The organism is Methanosarcina subterranea (assembly GCF_055385895.1).
In genome coordinates this window covers 1779351-1803129 of record NZ_AP042426.1, presented here as the reverse complement: position 1 = coordinate 1803129, position 23779 = coordinate 1779351, and the positions used below count along the sequence as shown (strand labels likewise).

The following is a 23779-nucleotide window of genomic DNA, read 5'->3' as shown; positions in this document are numbered from 1 at the left end:
ATTTTTCACTGTTTTCGTTATCATTTAAATATCTACTGAATAACAATTTGCATTGAATAATTAACACGATAGTGATCTAAAATAAACGTCTGCATCCTTCTAAAACGAAAAGATACGCTTTAGGGATTTTCATGAAAAGAGTCTCTCGTATAACAGCCTTATTAGTTATTATTTATTTATCTCTTATATTTATTCCGGTAGCTCATGCAGATCCGGTCACAATCCAGTATTTTCATCAAAAAGGTTGTCATGACTGCGAAATAACCGATCCTATTGTCAATCGAATAGAAACTCAATATAATAATAGTATTGTTATATCAAAAATTGAAACCAGCACTGCTGATGGTTTTAATCAATGGAGTAAATATGGTTTTCTTGAAGTCCCGGCTATTGTGATAAACAATGAAACAAAAATTCCTAAAGAAGAAATTACTGAAGAAAAGCTAAAAACTTTAATTGATAAATATCTTGTAGAAGAGGAAAATAATACTGAATATACCACAGAAGAGGCAACGAAAAAAGAACAGGACAATGAGTATATAAACACAAACCTGAATCTACCATTTGCCTATTCACTGGGTTTTTTTGCAGGTTTTTCACCCTGCCTGATGGCCATACTTGGATTTCTTTTAAGCTTTACTGCAGGGACGAGCAATAGCGCGAAAAGCGGTATGGTACGTGCAACGGTATTTGGATTGGGGCTAGTGGGTTCTTACCTAATATTGGGCCTGTGTTTGCTCTCATTCCGAAAATCAATTCCCGATTTGGAAAACTTTTCTTTTGTTACAGGCATCATTGTGATTCTCATCGGGTTAAATCTGCTGGAGATCTTAAAATCTCCTGTTGCGCTGGATAACTATTTTCAGAACTCTGCCAGGAAATATGCGGGTACTCTGGGTGGAGTTTTCTGTCTTGGGATATTGTTTTCTTTTGTAAAGGTTCCCTGCACTGCTCCAATGCTCCTTGTGTTGCTCAACAAGACTATTACAAACGGGACACTTAATGATCTGGCTCTATTGCTTGCTTTCAGCGGAGGGGTATTGACACCTTTCATTGGAGTTGGTATGATAGGGGGCTATACTCTGTCTAAACAGATTCGTTCATATAAAATGTATCTGAAAAAACTCAGTGGACTTGCGCTTATATTTTTTGGATTATGGATTATGATTTAAGCTTTAAGATATAAACCAAAATAAGAAGTTAAATCTAAATAATTGATTAACATATGGAGCTTGCGTAAATTGTATGGAATTTATTACATAAGACTTACAATGATGTGAAAAATATGGGTAATCTAAACTTAAATAATCTGTTATTTGATCCTAATTCGTTTTTCAGGGAAAAGTCAAGAAACAATGTTGATTTTAAGTTTCCTGTATTGATAATATTTGTAACTGCTATAATTGCAATGGTCTCAAGTTTTCTGGTTATGAATCAATTTAGTGGATTGTTATCTTCTGACATGAGTTCATCCATATCCACTATAGCAATTGTATTCGGTATTGCTGGAGGTTTAATTGGGACATTTTTATATTGGTTCCTTCTGACCGGAATTTTATATTCAATATCTTATGTGTTTGATTCAAAAGGCTCTTTCAAGAGGACGTTAGAGTTTATAGGTTACGGATTTGTACCACAAATATTTAGCAGTTTAATAGGTGTTGTCATAACGTACAAGCTAACAGCATCTGCAGATTTTTCGTCACAGGACCCGCAACTCATAACCGAAAGCGTAACACAAATGTTCTCAAATAATCCCCTGTATTATACCTCGCAAATAATTGGAATTTTATGTCTCTTGCTGTCTGCATACATCTGGGTATTTGCACTTCTGCATGCGCGAAATATGTCAATTAAAAATGCCACTCTTACTGTCGGCATTCCAATAGGGCTGTACGTTATTTACATGGTATATTTATTCCTGTTTACTTCAGGGAGTATTTAACTCTATCAAAAATAAAAGGAATATTATCATATCTGATAGGATGTATGCTGGTAGGATGTATGCCTTAAATCAGTTAAAATCAACATTTCATTTTTAGTTCCAGGTTTTTGAAAAATAGCTAAAAGTGATCAGAAGTATGTAGAGATATTTCTTGCAAAAGCCCTTACCGTCATGAAGATCACGGAGGTTTATGAGTGCAGGTCCGGAGATGGGGCAGGGAAGCAGCTTTTATGAAATTTATCTGAATAGTTTATAAAATTTACGATTTAATTCTGATGTAGAGGGTGCTTTTCATCCTCGTTCTATTTCTTTTTTGACGAAATATGCCAGATAAAACCTACATTCGGCAGGTTAACGTAATTAGAGATAGATATTTTCATATTTCTCTCCCATGAGACCCAATATCTTCCAGTGAAGATCCTCCATATTCAGTATTTCTGAATTTACTTCACCTTCTTTCTGAGAAATAAGTTCTGTAATTCCCTGGAAATTGACAAATATCCATCTCATCGTAGGTCTTTTTGTTGGCTTTCCTTTTTGATCTGGAACCGTTTCATTTTCTTCCTCTAATTTTGTCCTTAATTTCCATTCTGCAATTGAATAAATCATTAAGCAGAGAACCATTGTCATAGCCAGTGCTTCAATTCTGCTTTTATTCTTTAGGTAGACTTTCGATATGCTAAATGTATCACTTTTCAAGAATCGGAATCCTTTTTCTACATTGTCCTGTCCTTTGTAATACTTCAGCATCTCTCCCGGAGAAAGAGTGATATCATTACTCGCAAGAATGAAAAGTCCCATTTTCTCCATTTCATTCAAAACAAAAGCATCATTAACCTTTATGCTTCCATCAATCCTGAAATAAGTCTTTAATTCCTCATCTTTAGAAGGTCTGCCTCTTTTACCTGATTCACGTTTTTTAATGGATTTCAAATCAACTTTTTCAAAAACAATAGAAGGGAATTCTTTAATCCATTTCTCTGCAGCTTTTGATGCATCCTCTTCGCAGAAGAAGTCCTCTCCTTTCAGCTTTTTAAAAGCCTTCTCTGCTTTTTCAACCTCTTTGTCAAGTTTCGTCCTGAGAGTTTTCTCTTTCTTCTCCTTCATCTTGTGAGAAAGCAGCAAAACCCACTTTTGTTTGACTCCGCCATATTCCACAAAGGTTTGATAAAAAGAGTACCTCTCATCACTTTTTAGCGTTTTCAGGTTCAGATTTGCAGTTAGCAGTTCCTTTGCCTCGGAAATTGTTGCAGGAACACGACTGATCCAGAATGATTTTCCGATATTCTGGATATTATTGTCTGTGTAAAAGGAACTATCAGCGACATAGTACACTTTGCTTTCAGGTCTTAAAACTGATTTGAGAGACGTTATTGCATCCAGAATTGTGTTTTTGTCGGAAGCATTTCCTGAATGTGTGTTCATGAAAAGAGGTATTCCATGCTGATTAACAATCAAGCTCAGTACAAATTGTTTGAGGTCCCATCTTCCGTTTTTGGGAATTCCAAAAGTAATATCAATAGACTCAGTTTCTTCGTCTTCATAATCACCATAAACGCTGACACTTGTAGTGTCAGAGTGTAAACAGTGAACAGGAATAGGTAGACGAGCCATAATGTGAAGGGTAATTTCCGTAAACAGTTTTGTAGGGCCATATTTTACGATTTTGTCAAGAGTCTCTCCGATAGCATATTGATTCAGGTCTTCTTTTGTTATACCGTCTCCAAAAAGCCATTCAGTAGAAATGTTTTTGAAAAAATCAGGAAACAGGTACAGACGTTGCCCTATGAAACCTAGACCATTGAGTACCATGGCAAGGATGCAGACTGAGTGAGGAACATTATGATTCCGTTCTTTGGGAAGTTTCTCATCGATCAGTTTGTCAACTTCAAGTTCTCGGAAAACTCCAGCCATAAGACCTAGGTGACCTAAGAACCGTGTACGTTTTAAGGAGGATTCAACTCTTCTACTACTGTTTTTCTCTGCCATGGGATAACCAAGAAAGAGATATAAAATTAATGATATTAATTTATAGGTTTACCTGCCGAAAGCAGGATAAAAGGTCTTATGACGTCTTTTTTTAGACTATTTTTTTAATTTAGTAACATTCTTTCATAAAGGCAGATATGATGATTGTTTGATAATTTACACAGAAGTTATATATATCCGGACTTCTAAGCTCTTTTTTGGATGATTATTTGAAATCCTGGATGATATTTGTATTATGTGTAATAATAGGATTGATGGCTGTGCCTACGGTTTCAGCCGAAGAGGAACACGCGGAAAATTCTGACATGGGAGATGCTCCGGCTTCTGCTGGAATAGAGTACATTGTTAATCCCCTGGATAGAACATTCTCCTGATATAGAGAATTCTGTTTCTTCTCTACGGTCGACCCAGTATATAACTCAGGGGCAGACCATAACTCACAATGTAAATGTAGGCTCCGGAATAAACTATCTTGAAGTGGATTTGAACTGGGGAGATACGAGTGATTTCCTGACTCTCAGCGTTTATACCCCATCAGGAAGCAAAATCGGAACTTACCGCGATAACTTTGACGGAAGTATAAATGGCAGGATACGTCTCAATATAGACCCCTCTCAGGGATATGTGGAGCAGGGCATCTGGCAGTTCAAAGTCTACGGGGAATCGGTTAGTGGTACTGAAGATTACACATTCAATGTTTACCAGCACTAAGCTTGAAAAAAAGCTTATCATCTGCTCACTTTTTTTTCTCTTAATATCAACAGCTGAGGCTACCGAGTATATTGTGAGCCCCGCTCCAAGTAATCAAGCCGGAGCTTCAATTAACGGAGAAGAGGTAGTAGAACTTGAAGTCATCCCAATACCCTACTGGCAGTTCCTCCTTTGGCTGGCAACTATGCAAATCTTATCGATAATAGATACCCTACTGTATCCTACAAAGCTTATTTTCGCAATACTTGGGTTTCGAGCGGCGGATCGTTCAAATGCTGTTGGAGTTCTGAAGAGAAAGAATATATATTCCTTTATCAAAACCAATCCTGGGGTCTGTGTTAGTGAGATTGTAAATAATATGGGTCTGAATCGGATGACTCTATGCCATCATCTCAATATTCTAGAAATGGAAAACATGATCGAAGTTCACAATGATCTAGGAAAATTCCGATATTTCCAGAATAATTCCACATACAGTGAAAAAGAAAAGCTGGTTATTTCAGCCCTTCAAAATGAAATGATTCTAAAGATAATTTCAAAGATATTAAAGGAAGAATGTAACACTAACGGAGATCTTGCCCGGACAATAGGAATTTCCAAAGGTGCAATTACTTGGTATATTAAACAATTAAAGGAGTTAGATCTTATTGAAGAAAATAAAATAGGAAGGAAGACAACATACAGTATAAATTCTGTTTATCGGGATGTAATCAAAAAGGATATGAAATTGTTTGAATAGTAGGCTCAAATAAACGAAAGTACTTTAAACTCTATCATTTTTCGCTTAGACTCCTCCATTCTCCTAGATTTATATTATGAACCTTCTCAAAAAAAAAGACGTAGTTTTTATTCGTATAATTCAGTGCTCATTTGCCTCATTTTCTAATAGAGCTTATCTTAAAAGCCATTTAACTTATACTCATTAACAATTTTTAGGATTATTTTTCAGGATTAGAAACTTGGTCGATTATTCGGAATATAAGATTTGAGAAGCAAATTCTGAGTTTTAGGATAAGCTCGTAATTAAAGCTCAACATAAATAAACCAAAATATTTTTTATTGTACAGCTTTGTGTTTATATATGAACTTTATCTGGAGCATCAAATGATTTGTGCTATTAAATATTATCATTGAAAAACGAAATCATAAATTCAATATCTATCCTGATTGTTTAATGATCTGACGAAAAACTTTGTGGTTTATATAGAGTGTGTTAGTAGTAATTCTATGGAGGTCAAACTTTCTTTGAAGGATCCACTTGACCTCCATATGCCCGGAGGCATGGTCATGTTAACCTTAAGAATATTTAAGTCTTACTAATCCTGCCTCGGGAGCAAAATCGCGAGGTAAAAATATATGACAATAAAGAGAAAACTTGAAATCGGTATGTTATTTGCAGCGATTCTAGTTCTGAACATGGGAACCGCCATGGCAGTTGGACATACCTATGGTGAGGCGACTACAATTAGTGTCCCAGAAGGAACTCTCTGGATTTATGGAAGTTATGTAAAAAGTTCGAGTGTGCCAGACTGGTTTAAGTTTACTGCATATACTGGAGAGAATGTGTACATAGATTTAGAGAAACAATTTATTGATGGTGACAATGGGGATATGAGGCTGTACAAAACATCGAGTTCTTATACAGCACGCGTCAGTTCCTCCTATAGTGACCATTGGGGCGATGTGTATACTGATCCCTTGCCTCGAATTAAAATCGATGGAGGAAATAGCCTATACAAGTTCCTCGCTGGAAGAAATCCGCAGCTTGATTAAAGAGAAGGAAATTGATCTTTTCTCCTTTTAATTTTTTTCACTCGCAAATGGTGGAACAATGTATAGGAAATGTAATCTATTGTATATGTTGTTAATATTTGTGTTGATGATTTCTGCAATGGATTTAGCCTCTGCAGATAACATAAGCTCTGATCCAATGGATGCCTCATTAGTATCTGATCTCAATCAGACTATTGGTAAAGATGCTTTAAGCCGCGTGGACAAAAGCCGCCTTGATGTAGATGGAAGTCCGATATTATTTTTTTACTGGGACCCTTCCGGAACTCGTGTTCTTGTTTTTGTATTAATTGATGTCTGTACGAAGAATCAGGAGAGCCAGACAACACTGGCACAGGTGCAGGCTCTGTACCTTGCAAATGGGGACGGGTCCGGGGAAAAACTAATAGCCTGGGCCGAAAACACACCTTATACTCGCCAGAGAAATGGACACAACGGAATAGCTATACCAGTATGGAACCGCGCGGGAGATTCATTCATGTATCAGGAATCTTCGGGTGGTAATGTTCATTTTATTGGCGGAACCCACTACATTAATGTAGTTGACTCGGAAAGTCTGGATTTGCTCGCAAAGGAACAGATTTCACTGGAGGGACCTGTCTACGAATGGTCTCCGAAAGGTGATAAGCTGCTGTATGCTGGTTTTAACGAAAATAAGGAATCATCTGTGTTTATTCTGGATCTGGTAGATAATGTTTCAGAAGAGACTCCGGTAAAGAATTATAAAACTAAATTTAGTAATAATGATTTTATCTGGTCTCCTGATGGAAAAAAGGTCGTTTTTGCAGAAGAGGGAGATCTTTTCATTCTGAATCCTGCAAGCAATGAGGTAAATACAGTTTTTTCAGCAGATAATATTTGCTTTGACAGGACTGCGTGGAGTCCTGATAGCAGCAAACTTGCTGCATACGAATTTATAGGGAATGAAGAGTCTGGCAAGCTAATTTCTGATATACACATTATTGATGTAGAAAATAAACAATCCAATCGGCCGGTATCTCTTAATTACGGTATTGTTTATGGATGGTTGCCTGACAGTTATAATATTATATTTCAGGAACTCTCGAAAAATGAGACTGGAAGCATATATACCCTCTATTCCATGTCTGCTGATGGGGACAGCAAAACCCGGTTGTTCAGCAGTTCCAGTGATTTTGTTGTATCTTTAAGCCCTTCAGGAGAATTTATCGAAATAACTCACTCTTCCGGTAAATACAATAGATTATCTGATCGAGGTATTACTGAGTATGTTTTAATGTCCAGCGACGGCTCAGGAGAAAAACACTGGGACATATTTCAAAACGGATATGCCTGGAATAACAAAGGGGACCTGGTTCTTGGAGTTGCAAATGAAACTCAGAGTAATACGTTAGCCTTAATCAACGCGTCCACAAAAGAATTAAAGACAATTCAACTTCCCGTTTCTTATATTGAGGAGATAAGCTGGAGTCCGGCTGGACGTTATCTCATTGCCAGGACATTTTCTCCAGAAGCCTCTTCCGATGAGGAGAATTCCTACAAGGATTATGTTTCTCAGGATTATCTTCTGGAATTACCTGAATATGACTTGCCAATGTTCATAGAAATTGAAAGAGGTCCTGTGAGCGAGTCTGATATTAATATTTCAGTCAGGTCAAGTTCCGGAAAAATTGGTGGTGTAACCATTTTTGCAGGGAATGAATCTGTTGGAACAACAGACGAAAAAGGAGCTCTGGTATACAGGTTTAGCAAAGAAGGTGAGTTTCAGATTAGAGCTGTTAAAGAAGGGTACTCTACCACAAGTCGGATAGTCACAGTTAAAGGTTATACAGGTGAACAGGAAATCAGTGATAAAGTTGCCCTGGAAATTGTGACTCCCCCAGATGCAAATGATGCAGAACTGCCTGGATTTACTGCATGTTTAACGTGTTTTGGGCTTATATCTGTACTATTTTATTTCCATACAATAAACAAAAAATAGTAAGGTTAATCAGGGGATATGAATGGAAGTGAATATTAAAAATGTCCTGGTGGTTGCACAGAAAGAGTTTGCAGATAACTTATGGAGCCCGAGATTTGTTTCCCTGGTTTCAGTTTTTGCAATAATTTTGTTTTCTTTTAGCTATCGCGCTTCAATAAATGGTCTCAGTATATTTGAAATGGGCTTTCTTGATGTAGCCCAGATTATTGCTGTGTTCCTGCCCTTGCTAGGAATTTCACTCGGTTTTGATAGCATAATCAAAGAAAAGAAATCTTCTTCTTTAAATGTTCTCTTGACCCATCCATTGTACAGGGACAACATCATCACAGGTAAGATCCTGGGTGCAATGATAACCCTTGTGCTTGTGGTTTTTATTTCTGTAATAGTGTCAGTAGGGACTATACTGCTCGTTTCCGGTATTCAAGTAACTTTTTCTGAATTGAGCAGAGTATTCATATTTACGGTATTGACCTACCTTTATTTATCATTTTTTTTGTTACTGGGGATATTCACCTCAATCGTTTCAAAAAATGCGGTCAATTCTCTGGGTTATGGAATCTGTGCATGGCTGATCTTATGCGTTGTATACGGCGGTCTTATCGTTGTGATTGCGACAACAGTTACTGGTCAATCTATTTTTGACTACAGCAACAATGAAAACATGTTGGCTCTCAACGCACAACTTCAAAAACTAACTCCAGTTCATTATTATTCAGAGCTTGTGATCGGAGTTCCAGAGATGACCTGGGGAGGAGTTTCGGAAATAGGTCCTGACTCCGTTAAAGGAATATTTGATCTAAGTTACACGCTTAACCAGTGGCTGGGAGAATGCTGGACAAATATAGTAATTTTATTGTCAGCACCATTAATCATGCTTATCATATCTTTTATGGCTTTTTTGAGGCAGGATATAAGTAACTGAGGGAAAGACGATGAGCCGACAAATAAAAAATATGATCCCAAATGTAAAAAATATATTCCAAATTGCACAAAAAGAATTTGCAGATATCACATCAAGCTCACTATTTTTAGCTTTAATTGCTACCTATACCCTGATAATTTTTGCTTTTTCATATCGAAGTGTATATTTGGGAGAATATATGGTGGAGCAGTCTGGAGGTGAGTTTACATTAATGTCCGGCTTCAGAAGTGTTACTTGGCAAATCGGATGGTTCTCACCTTTGATCGGAATTGCACTGGGATTTGACACTATTATAAAAGAGAGAAAGTCTGGGTCCCTGAACGTACTTTTGACCCATCCAGTTTTCAGAGATAACATAATAGCTGGTAAAATGGTCGGGATAATGGGCGTTCTTATGACTGTCATTATCTTTTCGACGATAGTTCCGGCCGGAACCATTCTTATGCTCTCTGGCGTTTCCATGAGTGAAACAGAATTCATAAGAATTATAGTATCCATAATTTTCAATTTTTTTTACGTATTAATCTTCGCTGAAATTGCAATATTATTATCTATCGTGTCCAATGATGCTGAGGATTCATTGGTGTACAATGTTATAATATGGCTTTCAATCTGCATTGTTTCTGGCTCGATCATTATTGCAATTGCATCAATTGTTACCGGGCAATCCGAACCTTTCGAATTGGCATCCAAAATGGTAACTGTTTCACCGCTTCATCACTACAGCGAAGTATCAGTCGGAGATATTGATCTTAGCTGGGGAGGAGTTAATAGTGAACCTGTAATCAAGGGAATTTTTGATACACGCTTTACTCTTTTTCAATGGTTTGGTGAGTTCTGGCCGAATCTGCTCTTTTTGATTATAGCTCCTCTGCCGCTTTTTATTCTTTCATTTTTGACTTTTTTAAGGAGGGATATAAGTACCTGACAAAAGAGAGAAACTCTTCCCACTCCTGTTGATAATATTCGTGTTGCTTCCTCTCATGCCCCTCCCGGCCGGAGCGAGTTTCTCCAGTCTTGCAGTCCTGAACGAGATCAGTGGCAAGGTTGCAAGGCCTGGAGACCTTGTGGAGTTCAGCTTTACTGTAGAAAAAGGATACAATACTTCTGAAAGTACATCAGTTACATCTTATATAGAGAAAGTACCCGAAAACTGGGCTGCAGGAGTTTATGCCGATGGCAGTCAGGTAAGCCAGATCACTCTACCCGAGAAAGCCGATGAAAAAGAACTGACTTTTAAAGTAAGAGTTCCTGAAAATGCAAAAGACGGAGGATATACTGTAAAAATAGGCCTGAAGCCTTATGGAGAAAACATCAGAAATTATGATAAGATATATAGAGAATTTACAGTAACAATTGACAGGGCTGCAATGCCTAACCTGGAGATTTATTCTGATATCCCTGGAAAAAAGACCCATCCCGGTATTCCTGTCAGTTTCGGGGCTTTTGTAGAAAATAAATATGATAGTAGAGCAAACTTTCGGATTTTTCTGGTTTCGAAACCCGAGGAGTGGGGAGTTGACCTGCTTTCCACTGACGGGGCCAGAATTACGAGATTAGGAGTTCCTGGAGATGGAAGCCAGGAGTTTAAAATTCTTGTAAATCCTCCACTTAACGCAACAAAAGGAGATTATGAAATTTTGGTAGCCGCATGCCCGGAAAAAGGAAACCAGAGTGTATTTTTGCCGATCAGCGTAAGCATAAACCCCGAACTTTCCCGGGATGAGGATTTAAGTGCGTACGTAGAGCTGAACTCCAACATAATGGGATTTGATATTCGGCCTGAAAAAACTGCGGAATTTGCAGTTTCTTTGAAAAACCGGTATGATCAACCGCTTAAGCTGAAACTTGAAGTCTTAAGCTTACCTGAAGGATGGAAAGCCGAATTTCTTACCGAGGAAGACAAGGAAGGAAGGCTTGCTTCCCTGATGCTTCCTGCGGGAGAAGAACAGGAATTTACAGTAAAGGTCAAGCCTTCTCAAAACGCTACAAGTGGACTTTATCCGGTCATAATTGCAGCGGTGAGCGGGGATAAAAAGTTACCCGGCAGCTTGAGGTAGGCATTAACAACGACATCGAAAACGAGGAACTGCTCAAAGTCGATTCGAACCCCAGCGAATTGACACTGAATCCGGGTGGGTCTTCTGAAGTCCGGGTTAATATTGAAAACAGAGGAGATGAAGACCTTGAAGATGTTACTCTTGAAATTAATGAGGCAAATGGGATCAGTGCGCAGATTCAGGGTTTCGGAACGATAGATGAGCTGGAAGCAGGAGAGTCCAGAAGCGTCTCTGTTGAGATAACTGCAAATGCCAATGCCGGCTCTGGCGTCAAGGAAATTTTCATACGGGCAAAGAGTGACGACCTGGTGAGCTCTGAGAAAAGTATCAAGGTTAACGTGGAAAAATCAGCAAGTAGCGGACTTCTCGGCATAGCAATGCTTGGATTTGCAGTCCTTGTGCTTGTTTTTGTAGTACGTAAATTCGGAAGGCGGTAAACATGGAATCAATGAGTATGGAATCAGCAAGCATAGAATCAATAGGCATGGAATTGGAACAAAATGAGATTATACAGAAAACAGATAACTTCGCAATAGAAACCGTTAATTTGAGTAAAATTTTCGGGAAGGAGAATCAAATACATGCGGTTGATAATCTGAACCTGCAGGTAAAAAAAGGAGAAGTATTCGGCTTTGTGGGCCCGAACGGGGCTGGTAAGACCACAACTATGAAAATGCTTATCGGTTTACTCGAACCAAGCAAAGGAAGCGGGAAAGTTGCAGGCTTTGATATTGTCCGCGAGGTAATAAACATAAGGGAAACGACAGGCGTTCTTCCGGAACCTGCCGGTTTTTATGATAATCTCACTGCAAGGCAGAACCTGCGCTTTTATGCAAAACTCTATAATATAGAATCCGATGTCCGGGAAAAACGGATTGTAAATTTACTTGAAACCGTGGGCCTTACCCGTGCTATCGATCAGAAAACAGGCGGTTTTTCCACAGGTATGCGCAAACGTTTCGGGCTTGCCCAGGCTCTGATCAATGAGCCTTCAGTCCTTTTCCTTGACGAGCCGACAAGCGGCATCGATCCCCTTGGAGCTCAGATGATGCGGGATCTTATAAAAGACCTGAACCGAAGCAAAGGAGTGACCGTTTTTCTGAGTTCGCATTCCATGGAAGAGGTCGAGGAGATCTGCGACCGCATAGCAATAATCGCAAGAGGAAAATTGCTGGCAGTCGGGTCTGTGGAGGATATGCGGGATATTGTAAGGGTAAAGGAGGGCGTGCATTATTTGCTTGAGGTTCAGGATATTCCCCTTTCTGAAGCTGCAGAAACCATAAATAATGTAGAGGGTGTGACCGCTCTTGAAATTCAGGACGAAACTCTGCACGTGCATTCGAAGACTAAGCTCCGTACAGAGATTGCAAAAGCTGTCAAAAAAGCAGGTGGAACAGTATCCATGTTCGAAGAAGAAGAAATGAATCTGCAGAAATTGTTCCTCAAAATTATTGAAGGAGCATAAAAATCTCTCTTTAAGATTTTTACTATTTTAATTAGTCTTGGTCGGAGTTTGGAAATGCGTCAAAGGACAGCTCCTGAAATATTTAACGAAGAAAACCTTTAAGTTAAAAATCTATGGGGAGCTCGTTGTGGAACTGAAGATTACACGTTTAGCGCTCAGCTGCATTAATTACAGGAGAATCTATCTTCTTTGCTTTTTCTCTTTATTTTTAATTACGACAACCGAGGCTACGGAATATACTGTCAGTCCTTTTCCAGACGATGGATCCGGAGTTTTAATTAAAGGAGAAGTAGTAGAACTTAAAGTTTTTTCAGCCTACTGGCTACTCCTGCTTTGGCTAGCTATCACGCAAATCTTGTCGGTAATGAATAATCTGCTCCCTGCAAAGCTTATTTTCGCAATACTCGGGTTCCAAATTGTAGGGAAAGCAAATGTACTTGATAATTCTAGCCGAGATAGCGTTTATACTTATATTAAAACCAACCCTGGAGTTTGTTTTAGTGACATTGCAAAAAATACCGGCTTGAGCAGGAGGACAGTCCAGTATCACATACAAGTTCTGGAAACTCAATATAAAATTGAAGTTTACAAGGATGGTGGGAAAATAAGATGTTTCCAAAACTCAACATATAGTGAAAAGGAAAAGAAAATTCTCGTGACCACTCAAAACATAACGAATAAAAGGATAATCTCAGAAATATTAAATGGTGAGTGTAATACAAATGCATCTCTTGCGCGTGAAATTGGAATTTCCAAGGGTACAGTTAGCTGGTATATGAAAAACCTTAAGGAAATTGGCCTCATAAAGGAAACAAAAAGAGGAAGAAGTGTAATCTATAAAATAAGTATTTCGTACAAAAACCTGATAGAAAAATATAAGTAAACGTCTAGTGTCTCGTCAATCCTCAAAGATTGGACGATTCTGAATAGTTGTAACCGATTTAATACGACATTTTACTTTTGACGCGACACTGGTTACTTCACAGTATTTGAATACAAAAGAGTCTCTAGAAAAGTTAACTGTAATCTCGCTACAATGTCTTTTTGTGTCAAAATACTTTTGTTTTTCAATTCATCATTTCTTAAACCCCAAATCTGTCTTATTTTTGGAAATAAGGAATTAAATATTGATTGCAGCTTCAATAATAAAGTGAGATTCCCCTTGTACTGATTACACTGCTTGTTTTACGACTTTCCCTATTGGAGCCGGCTTTTCTCATTTTATAACTAAAAAATAGTTAGTAGCGAACTAAGAGCTAGAAAACCTTGTAGATTTTAGTTTTACTTAATTCTCACCATATAGAAATATAGTGTCTTAAAAAATATTGCTATTTTTTCCTAAAAGGAATGTCCAAACATCGAAGATGCAGACACAAATCGATAGCTGTAAGTAACATTATTTATAACTTCTGTGCAAGTTCTCAAACTATTTTTCTCTTAACTTATTTCAGATTTGTATTCTTCTCTTATGCCTGATTGTTTGAGAATTTACGCATAAAACTTTTAAAGGAATATAGATTTCGAGTAAGTGGGAATGTTCTGCAGGATTCAGCAAAGTTTGAGACCGATCCTGAATCCTGCGTGCCCGAAGGCAAGAAACAGATTACTTTAAAGCTATTTTAAGGTTTGTTCCTTGCCTCTTAAACAAAAGTGAAGAGGTGAAACAGAGTGAAATTAAATAGTAAAGCTAGAAAGATCAGCGGGCTTTCATGATAATGCTCGTTGTAGGTATGATGCTGGTTACGCCTGCTCTGGCGTGTCCGGCTGGAACAGACTGCTCGCAAACATCCACTGATTGTACAACTTGTGACAATTTTGGAAACCTTTCAAACATTACAAAATTGGATTCTAATAAAGTTGAAGAAGGTGTACAAACTGCTTTAGAATCCGACGATGTAAAAAGATTAATAAAAAAATTGGACTCAAAAGGATATAAATTAAATCAAACAGAGATAGCTGGGATGGGTGCAACTCTAAATAATGAGACCTATTATGAAGCAGTAGGATTAACACTTGACAGTAAACATAATTCTACGTGTGCGCTTATTGCTGTATTTGAAAATGATGAAATTATTAAAGTTAGGACACAGATTGTCGAAAGAGACGAGACTGGATATCCCTTATCCGTTGAAATATTAACCGTGAACGGAAACACTATAGTTTCTGAGAGTGGTGAGGTAAGCGACATATTGAATGGTAAAACTAAAGCGAGTTTGATTTCCTCGGCTACCCTAGCTCCCATAACTCCACGAGCAATGGGCGCATGTACTGCATGCAAACTTTTAGCTGAAGGTGCATGTAATATTGGATGTGGACTGGAAATGGCAATTTTCTGCGCACTATTAGGAATACCGGCTATCGTTGGTGGGCTAACATGCGCTGCAATTGCAACAGTGGTGTGTATTGTTGTAGGCGAGTTTGGTTGTGGGCCCACTGCACTCGATTTATGCCGTGAAGCTGGATACTGTTGATAATGGAGGAGTTTTTATAAAAAAACAAATTTTATTTTTTTTAGTACCTTTGATCATCAGCATATTATTAGGATACTTGACTCATAATTTAATGAGGGGAGTTACCAATGGGATTATTCTAGGGATAATATTTGCAATATTTGCTACTTATGTCATCAAAGAATAGGCTCTGTAGGCAACGTAGCGAAAGTTCTGTAAATTATGATTGACTCTGTATCCTTTTTCTTGCATCATCGACATATGCAAGTTTGTGAGAGAAACAATATACCTTAGGGATTCTCATGAAAAGAATTTCTCGTACAATAGCTCTCCTGACAATTATTTATTTATTTATTTATTTCTTATTTTTATGCCGGTAGCTTATGCAGATTCAATCTCAGTCCAATATTTCCATCAAAAAGATTGCCATGATTGTGAGATAACCGATCCGGTTATCGACAGAATAGAAGTTCAATATAATAATAGTATTGTTATAACACGAATTGAAACCAGTACTGCTGACGGTTTTAATCAATGGAACAAGTATGGTTTTCTTGAAGTCCCGGCTATTGTGATAAACAATGAAACAAAAATTCCAAAGAAGAAATTACTGAAGAAAACCTAAAAACTCTAATTGATGAATACCTTGTGGAAGAGGAAAATATTACTGAATATACCACAGAAGAGGCAACGAGAAAAGAACAGGAAATCGAGTATATAAACACAAACCTGAATTTACCATTTGCTTATTCTCTTGGCCTTTTTGCAGGTTTTTCACCCTGCCTGATGGCCATACTTGGATTTCTTTTAAGCTTTACTGCAGGGACAAGCAATAGCGCGAAAAGTGGTGGTATGGTACGTGCAACGGTATTTGGATTGGGGCTGGTGGGTTCATGTGTTTGATTCAAAAGGCTCTTTCAAGAGGACGTTAGAGTTTATAGGTTACGGATTTGTACCACAAATATTTAGCAGTTTAATAGGTGTTGTCATAACGTACAAGCTAACAGCATCTGCAGATTTTTCGTCGCAGGACCCGCAACTCATAACCGAAAGCGTAACACAGATGTTCTCAAATAATCCCCTGTATTACACCTCGCAAATAATTGGAATTCTATGTCTCTTGCTGTCTGCATACATCTGGGTATTTGCACTTCTGCATGCGCGAAATATGTCAATTAAAAATGCCACTCTTACTGTCGGCATTCCAATAGGGCTGTACGTTATTTACATGGTATATTTATTCCTGTTTACTTCAGGGAGTATTTAACTCTATCAAAAATAAAAGGAATATTATCATATCTGATAGGATGTATGCTGGTAGGATGTATGCCTTAAATCAGTTAAAATCAACATTTCATTTTTAGTTCCAGGTTTTTGAAAATAGCTAAAAGTGATCCATTGGTCATCGGTTAAGGAAAAATCGTTATCACTTGCATTGATTTTCATAAAATTTGTTAAATTATTCATCAAATGCAAAACTGGAATCTGATATCGATTTCAATTTAAACACTAAACATTTGGGTTTGAGTTTTTCCGTCGAAATCGAGATCCGCAGCTCAAAATCCTTAACCGAATACAAATGAAAAGTGATCAGAAGTATGTAGAGAGATTTCTTGCAAAAGCCCTTACCGTCATGAAGATCACGGAGGTTTATGAGTGCAGGTCCGGAGATGGGGCAGGGAAGCAGCTTTTATGAAATTTATCTGAATAGTTTATAAAATTTACGATTTAATTCTGATGTAGAGGGTGCTTTTCATCCTCGTTCTATTTCTTTTTTTGACGAAATATGCCAGATAAAAGATCTTACGATGTCTTTTTTTAGAATGTTTTTTTAATTTAGTAATATTCTTTTGTAAAGGCAGATATGATGATTGTTTGATAATTTACACAGAAGTTATATATATCCGGACTTCTAAGCTCTTTTTTGGATGATTATTTGAAATCCTGGATGATATTTGTATTATGTGTAATAATAGGATTGATGGCTGTGCCTGCGGTTTCAGCCGAGGAACACGCGGAAAATTCTGACATGGGAGATGCTCCGGCTTCTGCTGGAATAGAGTACATTGTTAATCCCTTGGTAGAAAATTCTTCTGATATGGAGGATTCTGCTTTTTCTATACTATCAACCCAGTACATAACTCAGGGGCAGACCATAAATCACTATGTGAGTGTAGGCTCAGGAATAAATTATCTTGAAGTAGATTTGAACTGGGGAGATACGAGCGATTCTCTGACGCTTAGGAATAACAAATATATAATTTAAAGTATTTTTATTGTCATATAATATTGATTAAAATCTGTTAGAAATGACAAGGAATTTACTTTAATGCTGCACACAAAATATTCTGAAAAAATTGAAAAACAGATGAAAGCGTTTTATAACACTTTAAATGAGAAAGATCGAAGAAGATATGCAGCCATAGAAGCAATGAAATTAGGACATGGGGGACAAAACTACATAAGTAGTGTTCTAGGCTGTCATTTTCAAACTGTTATGGCTGGAATTAATGAAATCACTAATGGTATAGAAAAACCAGGTAACAGGATTCGAAAATCTGGCGGAGGAAAAAAGAAAATCATCGATACATTTGAAAATATTGATGAAGTTTTCTTTGACATTCTAAAACATCATACGGCTGGAAGCCCTACGGATAAAGAAATAAAATGGACGAATCTGAGTCTCAAGGGCATTTCAAAGGCTTTTGAAGCAAAAGGCATGAACATAAGTCCACATGTAGTAAAGCAGCTCTTAAAGAAACATGGTTTTGTAAAGAGAAAAATGCAAAAATCTGTCACTATGAAAGACTGTAAAGGCAGAAATGAGCAGTTTGAGAAGATTAACAAGCTCAAAGAAGAGTACGTAAAAAGCGAGAATCCGATAATCAGTATAGACGTAAAAAAAGAAGTCATCGGTAATTTCTACCGTGACGGTAAAATCTACTGTACCCAGACAGTAAAGGTATATGACCACGATTTCAATACATTTTCAGATGGTTTTGTAATTCCACATGGTATTTATGACCTGAAACGTAACGAAGGATACATCACTTTAGGAACCAGTAAAGATACAAGTGAGTTTTGTTGTGACTGCATTAAATACTGGTGGGAAAAATACGGTAAGGAAAACTATCCTAAGGCAAATAGCATTTTAACCTTAGCAGATGGTGGTGGAAGCAACTCAAGCAGGCATTATATTTTCAAGGAAGATCTGCAAAAGCTGGTAAATGAAATTGGGATTGAAATCAGAATGGCTCACTATCCACCATATACTTCGAAATACAATCCAATAGAACACAGGTTATTCTGTCATGTTACAAGTGCCTGCAAAGGTACTGTTTTCAGCACTATTGATGTTGTTAAAAGCCTTGTTGATAGGACGTATACATGCACAGGATTGAATGTGTTTTCAACCATCAAAAATAAAGTTTATGCTACGGGAAGAAAAGTAAGTGAAAACTTTAAGGAAAAAATGAAAATTGTCTTTGATGATTATTTGGGAAAATGGAATTATACAGCTATTCCAGAAGTTAAAACTTGAAGTTATTTTTCAATCATTCCTTAGCATCTCTACCCCATCGGGAAGTAACTTGGGACCCTACCGTGATAATTCTGATGGAAGCGTAAATGGCAGGATACATTTCAGTATCGACCCTTCCCAGGGGTATGTAGAATAGGGAAGCTGGGAGTTCAAGGTTTATGGGGAATCGGTTAGTGGAACCGAGGACTACACATTTAATCTTTACCAGCACTAAGCTTGAAAAAAAGCTTATCATCTGTTTACTATTTTTTATTCTAGCAACAACAGCCGAGGCTACCGAATATACTGTAAGTCCTTTTCCGAGCGATCAATCTGGAGCTTCAATTAATGGAGAAGAAGTAATAGAACTTAAGGACTTTACAGTTTACTGGCAGTTCCTCCTGTGGCTGGCCCTGATGCACGTATTATCGATAATAGATATACTGCTGAACCCTGCAAAGCTTATTTTCGCAATACTCGGGTTCCGAATTGTAGATGGAGTAAACGTACTTGACAATCCTGCCCGGGATAGCATTTATGCCTATATTAAAGCTAATCCTGGAGTCTGTTTTAGTGATATTGCGAAAAGTATGGGCTTGAACAGGGGAACGGTTAAGTATCACATACAAATTCTGGAAACTCAAAAAAAAATTGATGTTTATAAAGACAGTGGAAAAATAAGGTATTTCCAGAATAACTCCATGTATGGTGAAAGAGAAAAGAAAGTTCTTGTGGCTTCTCAAAGCATAACGAATCAAAGGATAATCTCAGAAATATTAAATGGTAAATGCAATACAAACGTGGAGCTTGCGCGTGAAATTGGAGTCTCAAGGGGTACGATTAGCTGGTATATGAAAAACCTTAAGGAAATAGGCCTTATAAAGGAAACAAAAAGAGGAAGAAGTATAATCTATAAAATAAACATTTCGTACAAAAACCTGATAGAAAGATACAAGTAAATATTTAATTGCTCTGCATATGTTACATACAAAAAGGATCTAGAAAAGTTAACCGCAATTTACTGCCATCTTTTTTATGTCAGAATACTTTTGTTTTTCAATTCATCATCTTTTAAACCCCAAAACTACCTTCTTTTTGGAATAGGAAATTGAATCTTGTTATGATTTCAGTAATAGAATGACATTCCCTTTAACTGATCAGTGTTTTATGACTTTACCTTTGAAGTTAATTTTTCCTATTTTATAACTAAAAAAGTAGTTAGTAGCAATATTGCAAGGCTAGAAAATCTTGTAGAATTCAGTCTTACTTAATTCTCACTATAGAGAAATGTAATGTCTTAAAAAATATTGCTATTTTTTCCTAAAAGGAATGTCCAAGCATCGAAGACGCAGACACAAATCGACAGGCTGTAAGTAACATTATTTATAGCTTCTGTGTAAGCTCTCAAACTATTTTTCTGTTAATTTATTTCAGATTTGTATTCTTCTCTTATGCCTGATTGTTTGAGAGTTTACACATAAAACTTTTAAAGGATTATGATTTTCTAGAAAGTGGGAATGTCCTGCAGGATTCAGCAAAGTTTGAGACCAATTCTGAATCCTGCGTACCCGAAGGCAAGAAGTAGATGACTTTAAAGTTATTTTAAAGTTTGTTTCTTGCCTCTTAAACAAAAATAAAAGAGGTAAAATCAATGATAGCAAAAAGCATAAAATCAACGATTGTTGTGTTGTTGCTACTGGGAACCTTCACAGGCCTGGCTGCAGCAGTAGATGACATATATTTGGAACCGAACGATTTACCCAACTTGAAGTCTGGAATTCCAGCTCAAAATTTCATAGATTTTCCCTATGGAGCATCTGACATTTACCATGCAAACATCAATACAGGAAGCGATATAGATTGGGTCAAAGCTAATGTCAATGCAGGGAATTATATAGACATTTTGTTGGACGCTGATGCATACAATGCTTATGTTTATTATAGAGCAGAGAATCCAGATGGAAGTCTAGTAGTGCAATATGGCAAAAAAGCGTACTTCTCTGCAAGAGGTTCTTTGACGGCCTCTCCAGTTTATGTTAAATTTGGAAACCATAATTTGGTGCCTCACAATGATTACCAATTTTTCGCAATTAGAAGAACAAGTTAAAAATTGGTCGGTCCCTGAGTTATTGATCATTTCCGAAAAAGCGAGTACATATACGTATTTAAGAGTATTGAATGATTCTAGCACTTTCGGTTTTCAATGATTCAGACCCAGAATATAAAATTTACTTTTCCTTTTTTATTTTTTAAGATATGAGAACAGCTGAACAATAATAAATTTTATATTTAAAGGGATTATATGCCAAAAATACTGAAAGTAAGCTTACTCTTAATCCTGCTCATTTCAAGCATATCCACAGGTCTTGCAGCTTCATCTGAAAATCTTAGTGTGGGCGTTGAAAAAATTACGTCCATATCACAAATAGTGAAACCTTATTTTGACAAACTTATGATATCCTCGGGAACCAATCTCAAAGAACAACCTGTAATTGGAGGTTCATGGAGTCCTGACGGCAGTAGACTAGAAGTAGGAGAATCAATCAACCCTCAGAGAGGAGTCACCCTTCATGCAACATATATATTGAATGCAGATGGAAGCGGAATTCGAGAACTCGCATCAACTCCAAACAATACGAATGAAGAATCCCTGACTCTGGGCATGACATCCTGGAGTCCAGATGGAAATCGAATTGGAATCTATGCTTTTATTTCCGATGTAAGGTACTTTTACGTGCTTGCAGACCCAGATAAAACACTAATCAAGACAGCAGGCAAATGTAATTATACAACAGTTGATGAAATGAGAGAAAATATTCAGGATCTCGAATGGCAAGAAAACTTCATGTGGAATCCAGAAGGGACAAAGGCCCTCATATTGATGGATCACGATCCTCTAAATTATCAATTATATTTACTTGATCCGGATGGTTATGTGCTCCAGCAGCTTACAGATATATCTAATTGTGTAGGGACCACACTCTGGAGCAATGATGGCAAAAAAATAGCATATAGTGTTACTGGCCCGAACAAGGACGAAGAAACTGGTCTCTGGATAATAAACGAAAATGGAACTGAGAATAAAAGACTTGCAAATTACGGAGGATTGGTTGCATGGAGTCCTGATGACAGCAGAGTATTCTATTTTGATGAAAATTTCAGTCTCTGTTCAATTAAGGTCGATGGGACGGATAGATTTCAACTTTCAACAGAATATTTTTCCAGAAATGAAGATGGTTTTAGTTTTAGCCCAGATGGAAAAAGTCTAATTTTTAGTACTGTAAACGCTAACGGAGTCACTATATTTCTGGCAGACTCGATAGGAAAAAATGTAAAAGCGCTTCAAGAGTTTCCAGGGTATGTTATCTTCAAACCTAGCTGGAGCCCGAAAGGAGATAAAATAGCTTTTACACAGGACGATGACCTTTATACAATAAACCCCGATGGAAGCGAAAAAAGTCTTATCGCGTCTACGATAACGGATTATGAATGGCACCCTTCAGGAGACTTTATCAGTTTTGTTTCATCAGGTTCTGTTTTTGTTGCAAGCCCGGATGGATCGACAAAAATAAAGCTTGCTGAAGATGGTAGGTTTCTTGAAGGCTGGAGTCCTGACGGCAGCAGACTGCTTGTATCTCAATATGGGTTCACAGGGCTATTCATAATAAAACTCGAAGGATACAAAGACCCTCTCTCAATTGATTTCCTGACACCTGTAGAAGAAGACTGCCAGCTAAGAGTTCGCTGCATGTCGGAACCTGTTGCAGATGCTTTGCTAACCCTTGATGAACAAGAAATTGGTTTTACCAACAGCTCAGGCTTTCTGAACTACAGCTGTCCTGCTGAAGGAAAATATGTGATAAATGCCAGCAAAGCAGGATACAGACCCGCAAGTAAAGTCCTTATCGTGGAAAAAAACTCTTCTGCATCTCCGGAAAAATCCGTAGTTTCGGAAACATCTCCTGATTCTGGAAAAGAGGAAGATTCAAGGCCCGAATTTCAGGTTCCGGGGTTCAGGGGAATTACTGCCGTCCTGTTCCTTCTTTTTTTCATCCGCAGGGGGAATTCTCTATGAAGGCAGACATGAGAAATATCGAAGTTATCGCCCAGAAAGAATTCGCAGACCACCTGTATAGCCCTGGTTTCAGAATGTTACTTGGGATCTTCACGTTGATGATTGTTTCAATGAGTGTTGTATCGGGAAAAAACGGGCACAATATCTTTGAATTCGGCTTTCTTGATGTTGCCCAGGTAATAACGCTATTTATCCCCATACTAGGGCTTGCCCTTGGCTTTGATTCGGTAGTTAGGGAAAAAAATTCGAAATCATTGAATACATTGCTGACACATCCCGTTTTCCGAGATAATATTATAAGTGGAAAAATCATAGGAGGTCTTGGAACTCTTACTCTTGTAGTTTTTATTTCGGTCGTCGCTTCAATAGGTACTCTCCTGATATTAACAGGGATAGATGTTGGCCTTTCTGAACTGAATCGAATCCTTATCTTTTCTTTTCTCACTTTTTTATACCTTTCAGGTTTTTTTGCTTTCAGCCTGTTAATTTCGATTATTTCAAAGAGTTCGGAGGGCTCTTTTATCTCCGGGCTTGTAGTGTGGATAAATCTGATTTTGATCTTCGGAGCCATAGTTACCGTTTCCTCATCTCTCATAACCGGAGAATCAATAGTTAACCTCGGGCATAATGAAGAGGCCATGACCATGAGTGAAGACTTACAAAAACTTTCTCCTGCAAGTTATTATGCTGAAGCTGTAACTGGAGTCCGTGTAAGTTATGGAAGTTTTGGAATATCCTCTGGTAAGGAAACTAGAGGAATTTTTGATACTAGAGTCGGGCTTGGAACATGGTTTGCGGATTACTGGACAAATCTGATGGTACTGACAGGCATACCTGCACTGATGTTTATACTTTCGTATGTAGCATTTCTCAGAAGAGATATATGAGGTG

Annotated in this window: 24 protein-coding genes; 22 read left to right on the top strand and 2 right to left on the bottom strand. The window is 37.6% G+C overall.

Annotation, left to right across the window (positions count from 1 at the left end):
- Nucleotides 1-131: 131 nt before the first annotated feature.
- Nucleotides 132-1172, top strand: a complete 1041-nt coding sequence (locus ACZ5A8_RS08000) for a cytochrome c biogenesis protein (protein ID WP_464533216.1) — start codon at nucleotides 132-134, stop codon at nucleotides 1170-1172.
- 113 nt (nucleotides 1173-1285) lie between these two features.
- A complete protein-coding gene (locus tag ACZ5A8_RS07995) occupies nucleotides 1286-1945 on the top strand; it encodes a YIP1 family protein (protein WP_322225234.1) in 660 nt (219 codons plus the stop codon).
- 360 nt (nucleotides 1946-2305) lie between these two features.
- Here the strand turns inward: ACZ5A8_RS07995 and ACZ5A8_RS07990 are convergent, their stop codons facing one another.
- Together ACZ5A8_RS07990 and ACZ5A8_RS07985 are read right to left on the bottom strand one after the other, a co-directional pair.
- The gene (locus ACZ5A8_RS07990) at nucleotides 2306-3934 is read right to left on the bottom strand and encodes an IS1634 family transposase (protein ID WP_464533215.1); all 1629 of its coding nucleotides are present in this window, start codon (nucleotides 3932-3934) and stop codon (nucleotides 2306-2308) included.
- A 205-nt stretch (nucleotides 3935-4139) separates the two neighbouring features.
- Nucleotides 4140-4277 (bottom strand): hypothetical protein, encoded by a 138-nt coding sequence (locus ACZ5A8_RS07985; protein ID WP_464533213.1) that lies wholly within the window; start codon nucleotides 4275-4277, stop codon nucleotides 4140-4142.
- Here ACZ5A8_RS07985 and ACZ5A8_RS07980 point away from each other — a divergent pair.
- From ACZ5A8_RS07980 to ACZ5A8_RS07885, 20 genes are all read left to right on the top strand, one after another.
- A complete protein-coding gene (locus ACZ5A8_RS07980; RefSeq protein WP_464533212.1) occupies nucleotides 4277-4645 on the top strand; it encodes a hypothetical protein in 369 nt (122 codons plus the stop codon). The two genes, ACZ5A8_RS07985 and ACZ5A8_RS07980, sit on opposite strands and share 1 nt — an antisense overlap.
- On the top strand, nucleotides 4605-5384 hold the full coding sequence (locus ACZ5A8_RS07975) for a winged helix-turn-helix transcriptional regulator (RefSeq protein WP_464533211.1): 780 nt from the start codon (nucleotides 4605-4607) through the stop codon (nucleotides 5382-5384). Before ACZ5A8_RS07980 ends, ACZ5A8_RS07975 begins: the two co-directional genes overlap by 41 nt.
- A 617-nt stretch (nucleotides 5385-6001) precedes the next feature.
- Complete coding sequence (locus ACZ5A8_RS07970) at nucleotides 6002-6418, top strand: hypothetical protein (protein WP_464533209.1); 417 nt, start codon at nucleotides 6002-6004, stop codon at nucleotides 6416-6418.
- 118 nt (nucleotides 6419-6536) lie between these two features.
- Complete coding sequence (locus ACZ5A8_RS07965) at nucleotides 6537-8396, top strand: carboxypeptidase-like regulatory domain-containing protein (RefSeq protein WP_464533208.1); 1860 nt, start codon at nucleotides 6537-6539, stop codon at nucleotides 8394-8396.
- Nucleotides 8397-8418: 22 nt separating this feature from the next.
- Entirely contained in the window at nucleotides 8419-9318 is a 900-nt protein-coding gene (locus ACZ5A8_RS07960; RefSeq protein ID WP_464533207.1) for an ABC transporter permease, read from the top strand.
- A 10-nt stretch (nucleotides 9319-9328) separates the two neighbouring features.
- Complete coding sequence (locus ACZ5A8_RS07955; RefSeq protein WP_464533205.1) at nucleotides 9329-10246, top strand: ABC transporter permease; 918 nt, start codon at nucleotides 9329-9331, stop codon at nucleotides 10244-10246.
- Between the two features lie 40 nt (nucleotides 10247-10286).
- Entirely contained in the window at nucleotides 10287-11378 is a 1092-nt protein-coding gene (locus ACZ5A8_RS07950) for a COG1470 family protein (protein WP_464533203.1), read from the top strand.
- A gap of 59 nt (nucleotides 11379-11437) precedes the next feature.
- Nucleotides 11438-11815, top strand: a complete 378-nt coding sequence (locus ACZ5A8_RS07945) for a COG1470 family protein (RefSeq protein ID WP_464533202.1) — start codon at nucleotides 11438-11440, stop codon at nucleotides 11813-11815.
- A 2-nt stretch (nucleotides 11816-11817) separates the two neighbouring features.
- Entirely contained in the window at nucleotides 11818-12843 is a 1026-nt protein-coding gene (locus tag ACZ5A8_RS07940; RefSeq protein ID WP_464533200.1) for an ABC transporter ATP-binding protein, read from the top strand.
- Nucleotides 12844-12970: 127 nt separating this feature from the next.
- Nucleotides 12971-13726, top strand: a complete 756-nt coding sequence (locus ACZ5A8_RS07935; protein ID WP_464533199.1) for a winged helix-turn-helix transcriptional regulator — start codon at nucleotides 12971-12973, stop codon at nucleotides 13724-13726.
- 958 nt (nucleotides 13727-14684) lie between these two features.
- Entirely contained in the window at nucleotides 14685-15314 is a 630-nt protein-coding gene (locus ACZ5A8_RS07930) for a halocin C8-like domain-containing protein (RefSeq protein ID WP_464533197.1), read from the top strand.
- 349 nt (nucleotides 15315-15663) lie between these two features.
- Nucleotides 15664-15918, top strand: a complete 255-nt coding sequence (locus ACZ5A8_RS07925; RefSeq protein ID WP_464533196.1) for a hypothetical protein — start codon at nucleotides 15664-15666, stop codon at nucleotides 15916-15918.
- A 23-nt stretch (nucleotides 15919-15941) separates the two neighbouring features.
- Complete coding sequence (locus ACZ5A8_RS07920) at nucleotides 15942-16196, top strand: hypothetical protein (RefSeq protein WP_464533195.1); 255 nt, start codon at nucleotides 15942-15944, stop codon at nucleotides 16194-16196.
- On the top strand, nucleotides 16153-16560 hold the full coding sequence (locus ACZ5A8_RS07915; RefSeq protein ID WP_464533194.1) for a YIP1 family protein: 408 nt from the start codon (nucleotides 16153-16155) through the stop codon (nucleotides 16558-16560). Before ACZ5A8_RS07920 ends, ACZ5A8_RS07915 begins: the two co-directional genes overlap by 44 nt.
- Before the next feature lie 657 nt (nucleotides 16561-17217).
- Nucleotides 17218-17559, top strand: coding sequence for a hypothetical protein (locus ACZ5A8_RS07910; RefSeq protein ID WP_464533192.1), 342 nt, complete (start codon nucleotides 17218-17220; stop codon nucleotides 17557-17559).
- Between the two features lie 63 nt (nucleotides 17560-17622).
- Nucleotides 17623-18834 (top strand): ISAzo13 family transposase, encoded by a 1212-nt coding sequence (locus ACZ5A8_RS07905; RefSeq protein ID WP_464529477.1) that lies wholly within the window; start codon nucleotides 17623-17625, stop codon nucleotides 18832-18834.
- 173 nt (nucleotides 18835-19007) lie between these two features.
- Complete coding sequence (locus ACZ5A8_RS07900) at nucleotides 19008-19772, top strand: winged helix-turn-helix transcriptional regulator (RefSeq protein ID WP_011034360.1); 765 nt, start codon at nucleotides 19008-19010, stop codon at nucleotides 19770-19772.
- A gap of 692 nt (nucleotides 19773-20464) precedes the next feature.
- A complete protein-coding gene (locus ACZ5A8_RS07895; protein WP_464533191.1) occupies nucleotides 20465-20920 on the top strand; it encodes a hypothetical protein in 456 nt (151 codons plus the stop codon).
- A gap of 195 nt (nucleotides 20921-21115) precedes the next feature.
- Complete coding sequence (locus ACZ5A8_RS07890) at nucleotides 21116-22888, top strand: TolB family protein (RefSeq protein ID WP_464533189.1); 1773 nt, start codon at nucleotides 21116-21118, stop codon at nucleotides 22886-22888.
- Entirely contained in the window at nucleotides 22885-23775 is an 891-nt protein-coding gene (locus ACZ5A8_RS07885; protein ID WP_464533187.1) for an ABC transporter permease, read from the top strand. The genes ACZ5A8_RS07890 and ACZ5A8_RS07885 overlap by 4 nt, the downstream gene beginning before the upstream one ends.
- Nucleotides 23776-23779: the final 4 nt, after the last annotated feature.

What these genes read in the sequence shown, in the direction of transcription:
- ACZ5A8_RS07985 (WP_464533213.1), bottom strand. Translation starts at nt 4,277, where the DNA reads ATGTACTCTATTCCAGCAGAAGCCGGAGCATCTCCCATGTCAGAATTT.
- ACZ5A8_RS07960 (WP_464533207.1), top strand. Translation starts at nt 8,419, where the DNA reads ATGGAAGTGAATATTAAAAATGTCCTGGTGGTTGCACAGAAAGAGTTT.
- ACZ5A8_RS07885 (WP_464533187.1), top strand. Translation starts at nt 22,885, where the DNA reads ATGAAGGCAGACATGAGAAATATCGAAGTTATCGCCCAGAAAGAATTC.
- ACZ5A8_RS07955 (WP_464533205.1), top strand. Translation starts at nt 9,329, where the DNA reads ATGAGCCGACAAATAAAAAATATGATCCCAAATGTAAAAAATATATTC.
- ACZ5A8_RS07940 (WP_464533200.1), top strand. Translation starts at nt 11,818, where the DNA reads ATGGAATCAATGAGTATGGAATCAGCAAGCATAGAATCAATAGGCATG.
- ACZ5A8_RS07965 (WP_464533208.1), top strand. Translation starts at nt 6,537, where the DNA reads ATGGATTTAGCCTCTGCAGATAACATAAGCTCTGATCCAATGGATGCC.
- ACZ5A8_RS07905 (WP_464529477.1), top strand. Translation starts at nt 17,623, where the DNA reads ATGCTGCACACAAAATATTCTGAAAAAATTGAAAAACAGATGAAAGCG.
- ACZ5A8_RS07890 (WP_464533189.1), top strand. Translation starts at nt 21,116, where the DNA reads ATGCCAAAAATACTGAAAGTAAGCTTACTCTTAATCCTGCTCATTTCA.
- ACZ5A8_RS07970 (WP_464533209.1), top strand. Translation starts at nt 6,002, where the DNA reads ATGACAATAAAGAGAAAACTTGAAATCGGTATGTTATTTGCAGCGATT.
- ACZ5A8_RS07925 (WP_464533196.1), top strand. Translation starts at nt 15,664, where the DNA reads ATGCCGGTAGCTTATGCAGATTCAATCTCAGTCCAATATTTCCATCAA.
- ACZ5A8_RS07895 (WP_464533191.1), top strand. Translation starts at nt 20,465, where the DNA reads ATGATAGCAAAAAGCATAAAATCAACGATTGTTGTGTTGTTGCTACTG.
- ACZ5A8_RS08000 (WP_464533216.1), top strand. Translation starts at nt 132, where the DNA reads ATGAAAAGAGTCTCTCGTATAACAGCCTTATTAGTTATTATTTATTTA.
- ACZ5A8_RS07990 (WP_464533215.1), bottom strand. Translation starts at nt 3,934, where the DNA reads ATGGCAGAGAAAAACAGTAGTAGAAGAGTTGAATCCTCCTTAAAACGT.
- ACZ5A8_RS07995 (WP_322225234.1), top strand. Translation starts at nt 1,286, where the DNA reads ATGGGTAATCTAAACTTAAATAATCTGTTATTTGATCCTAATTCGTTT.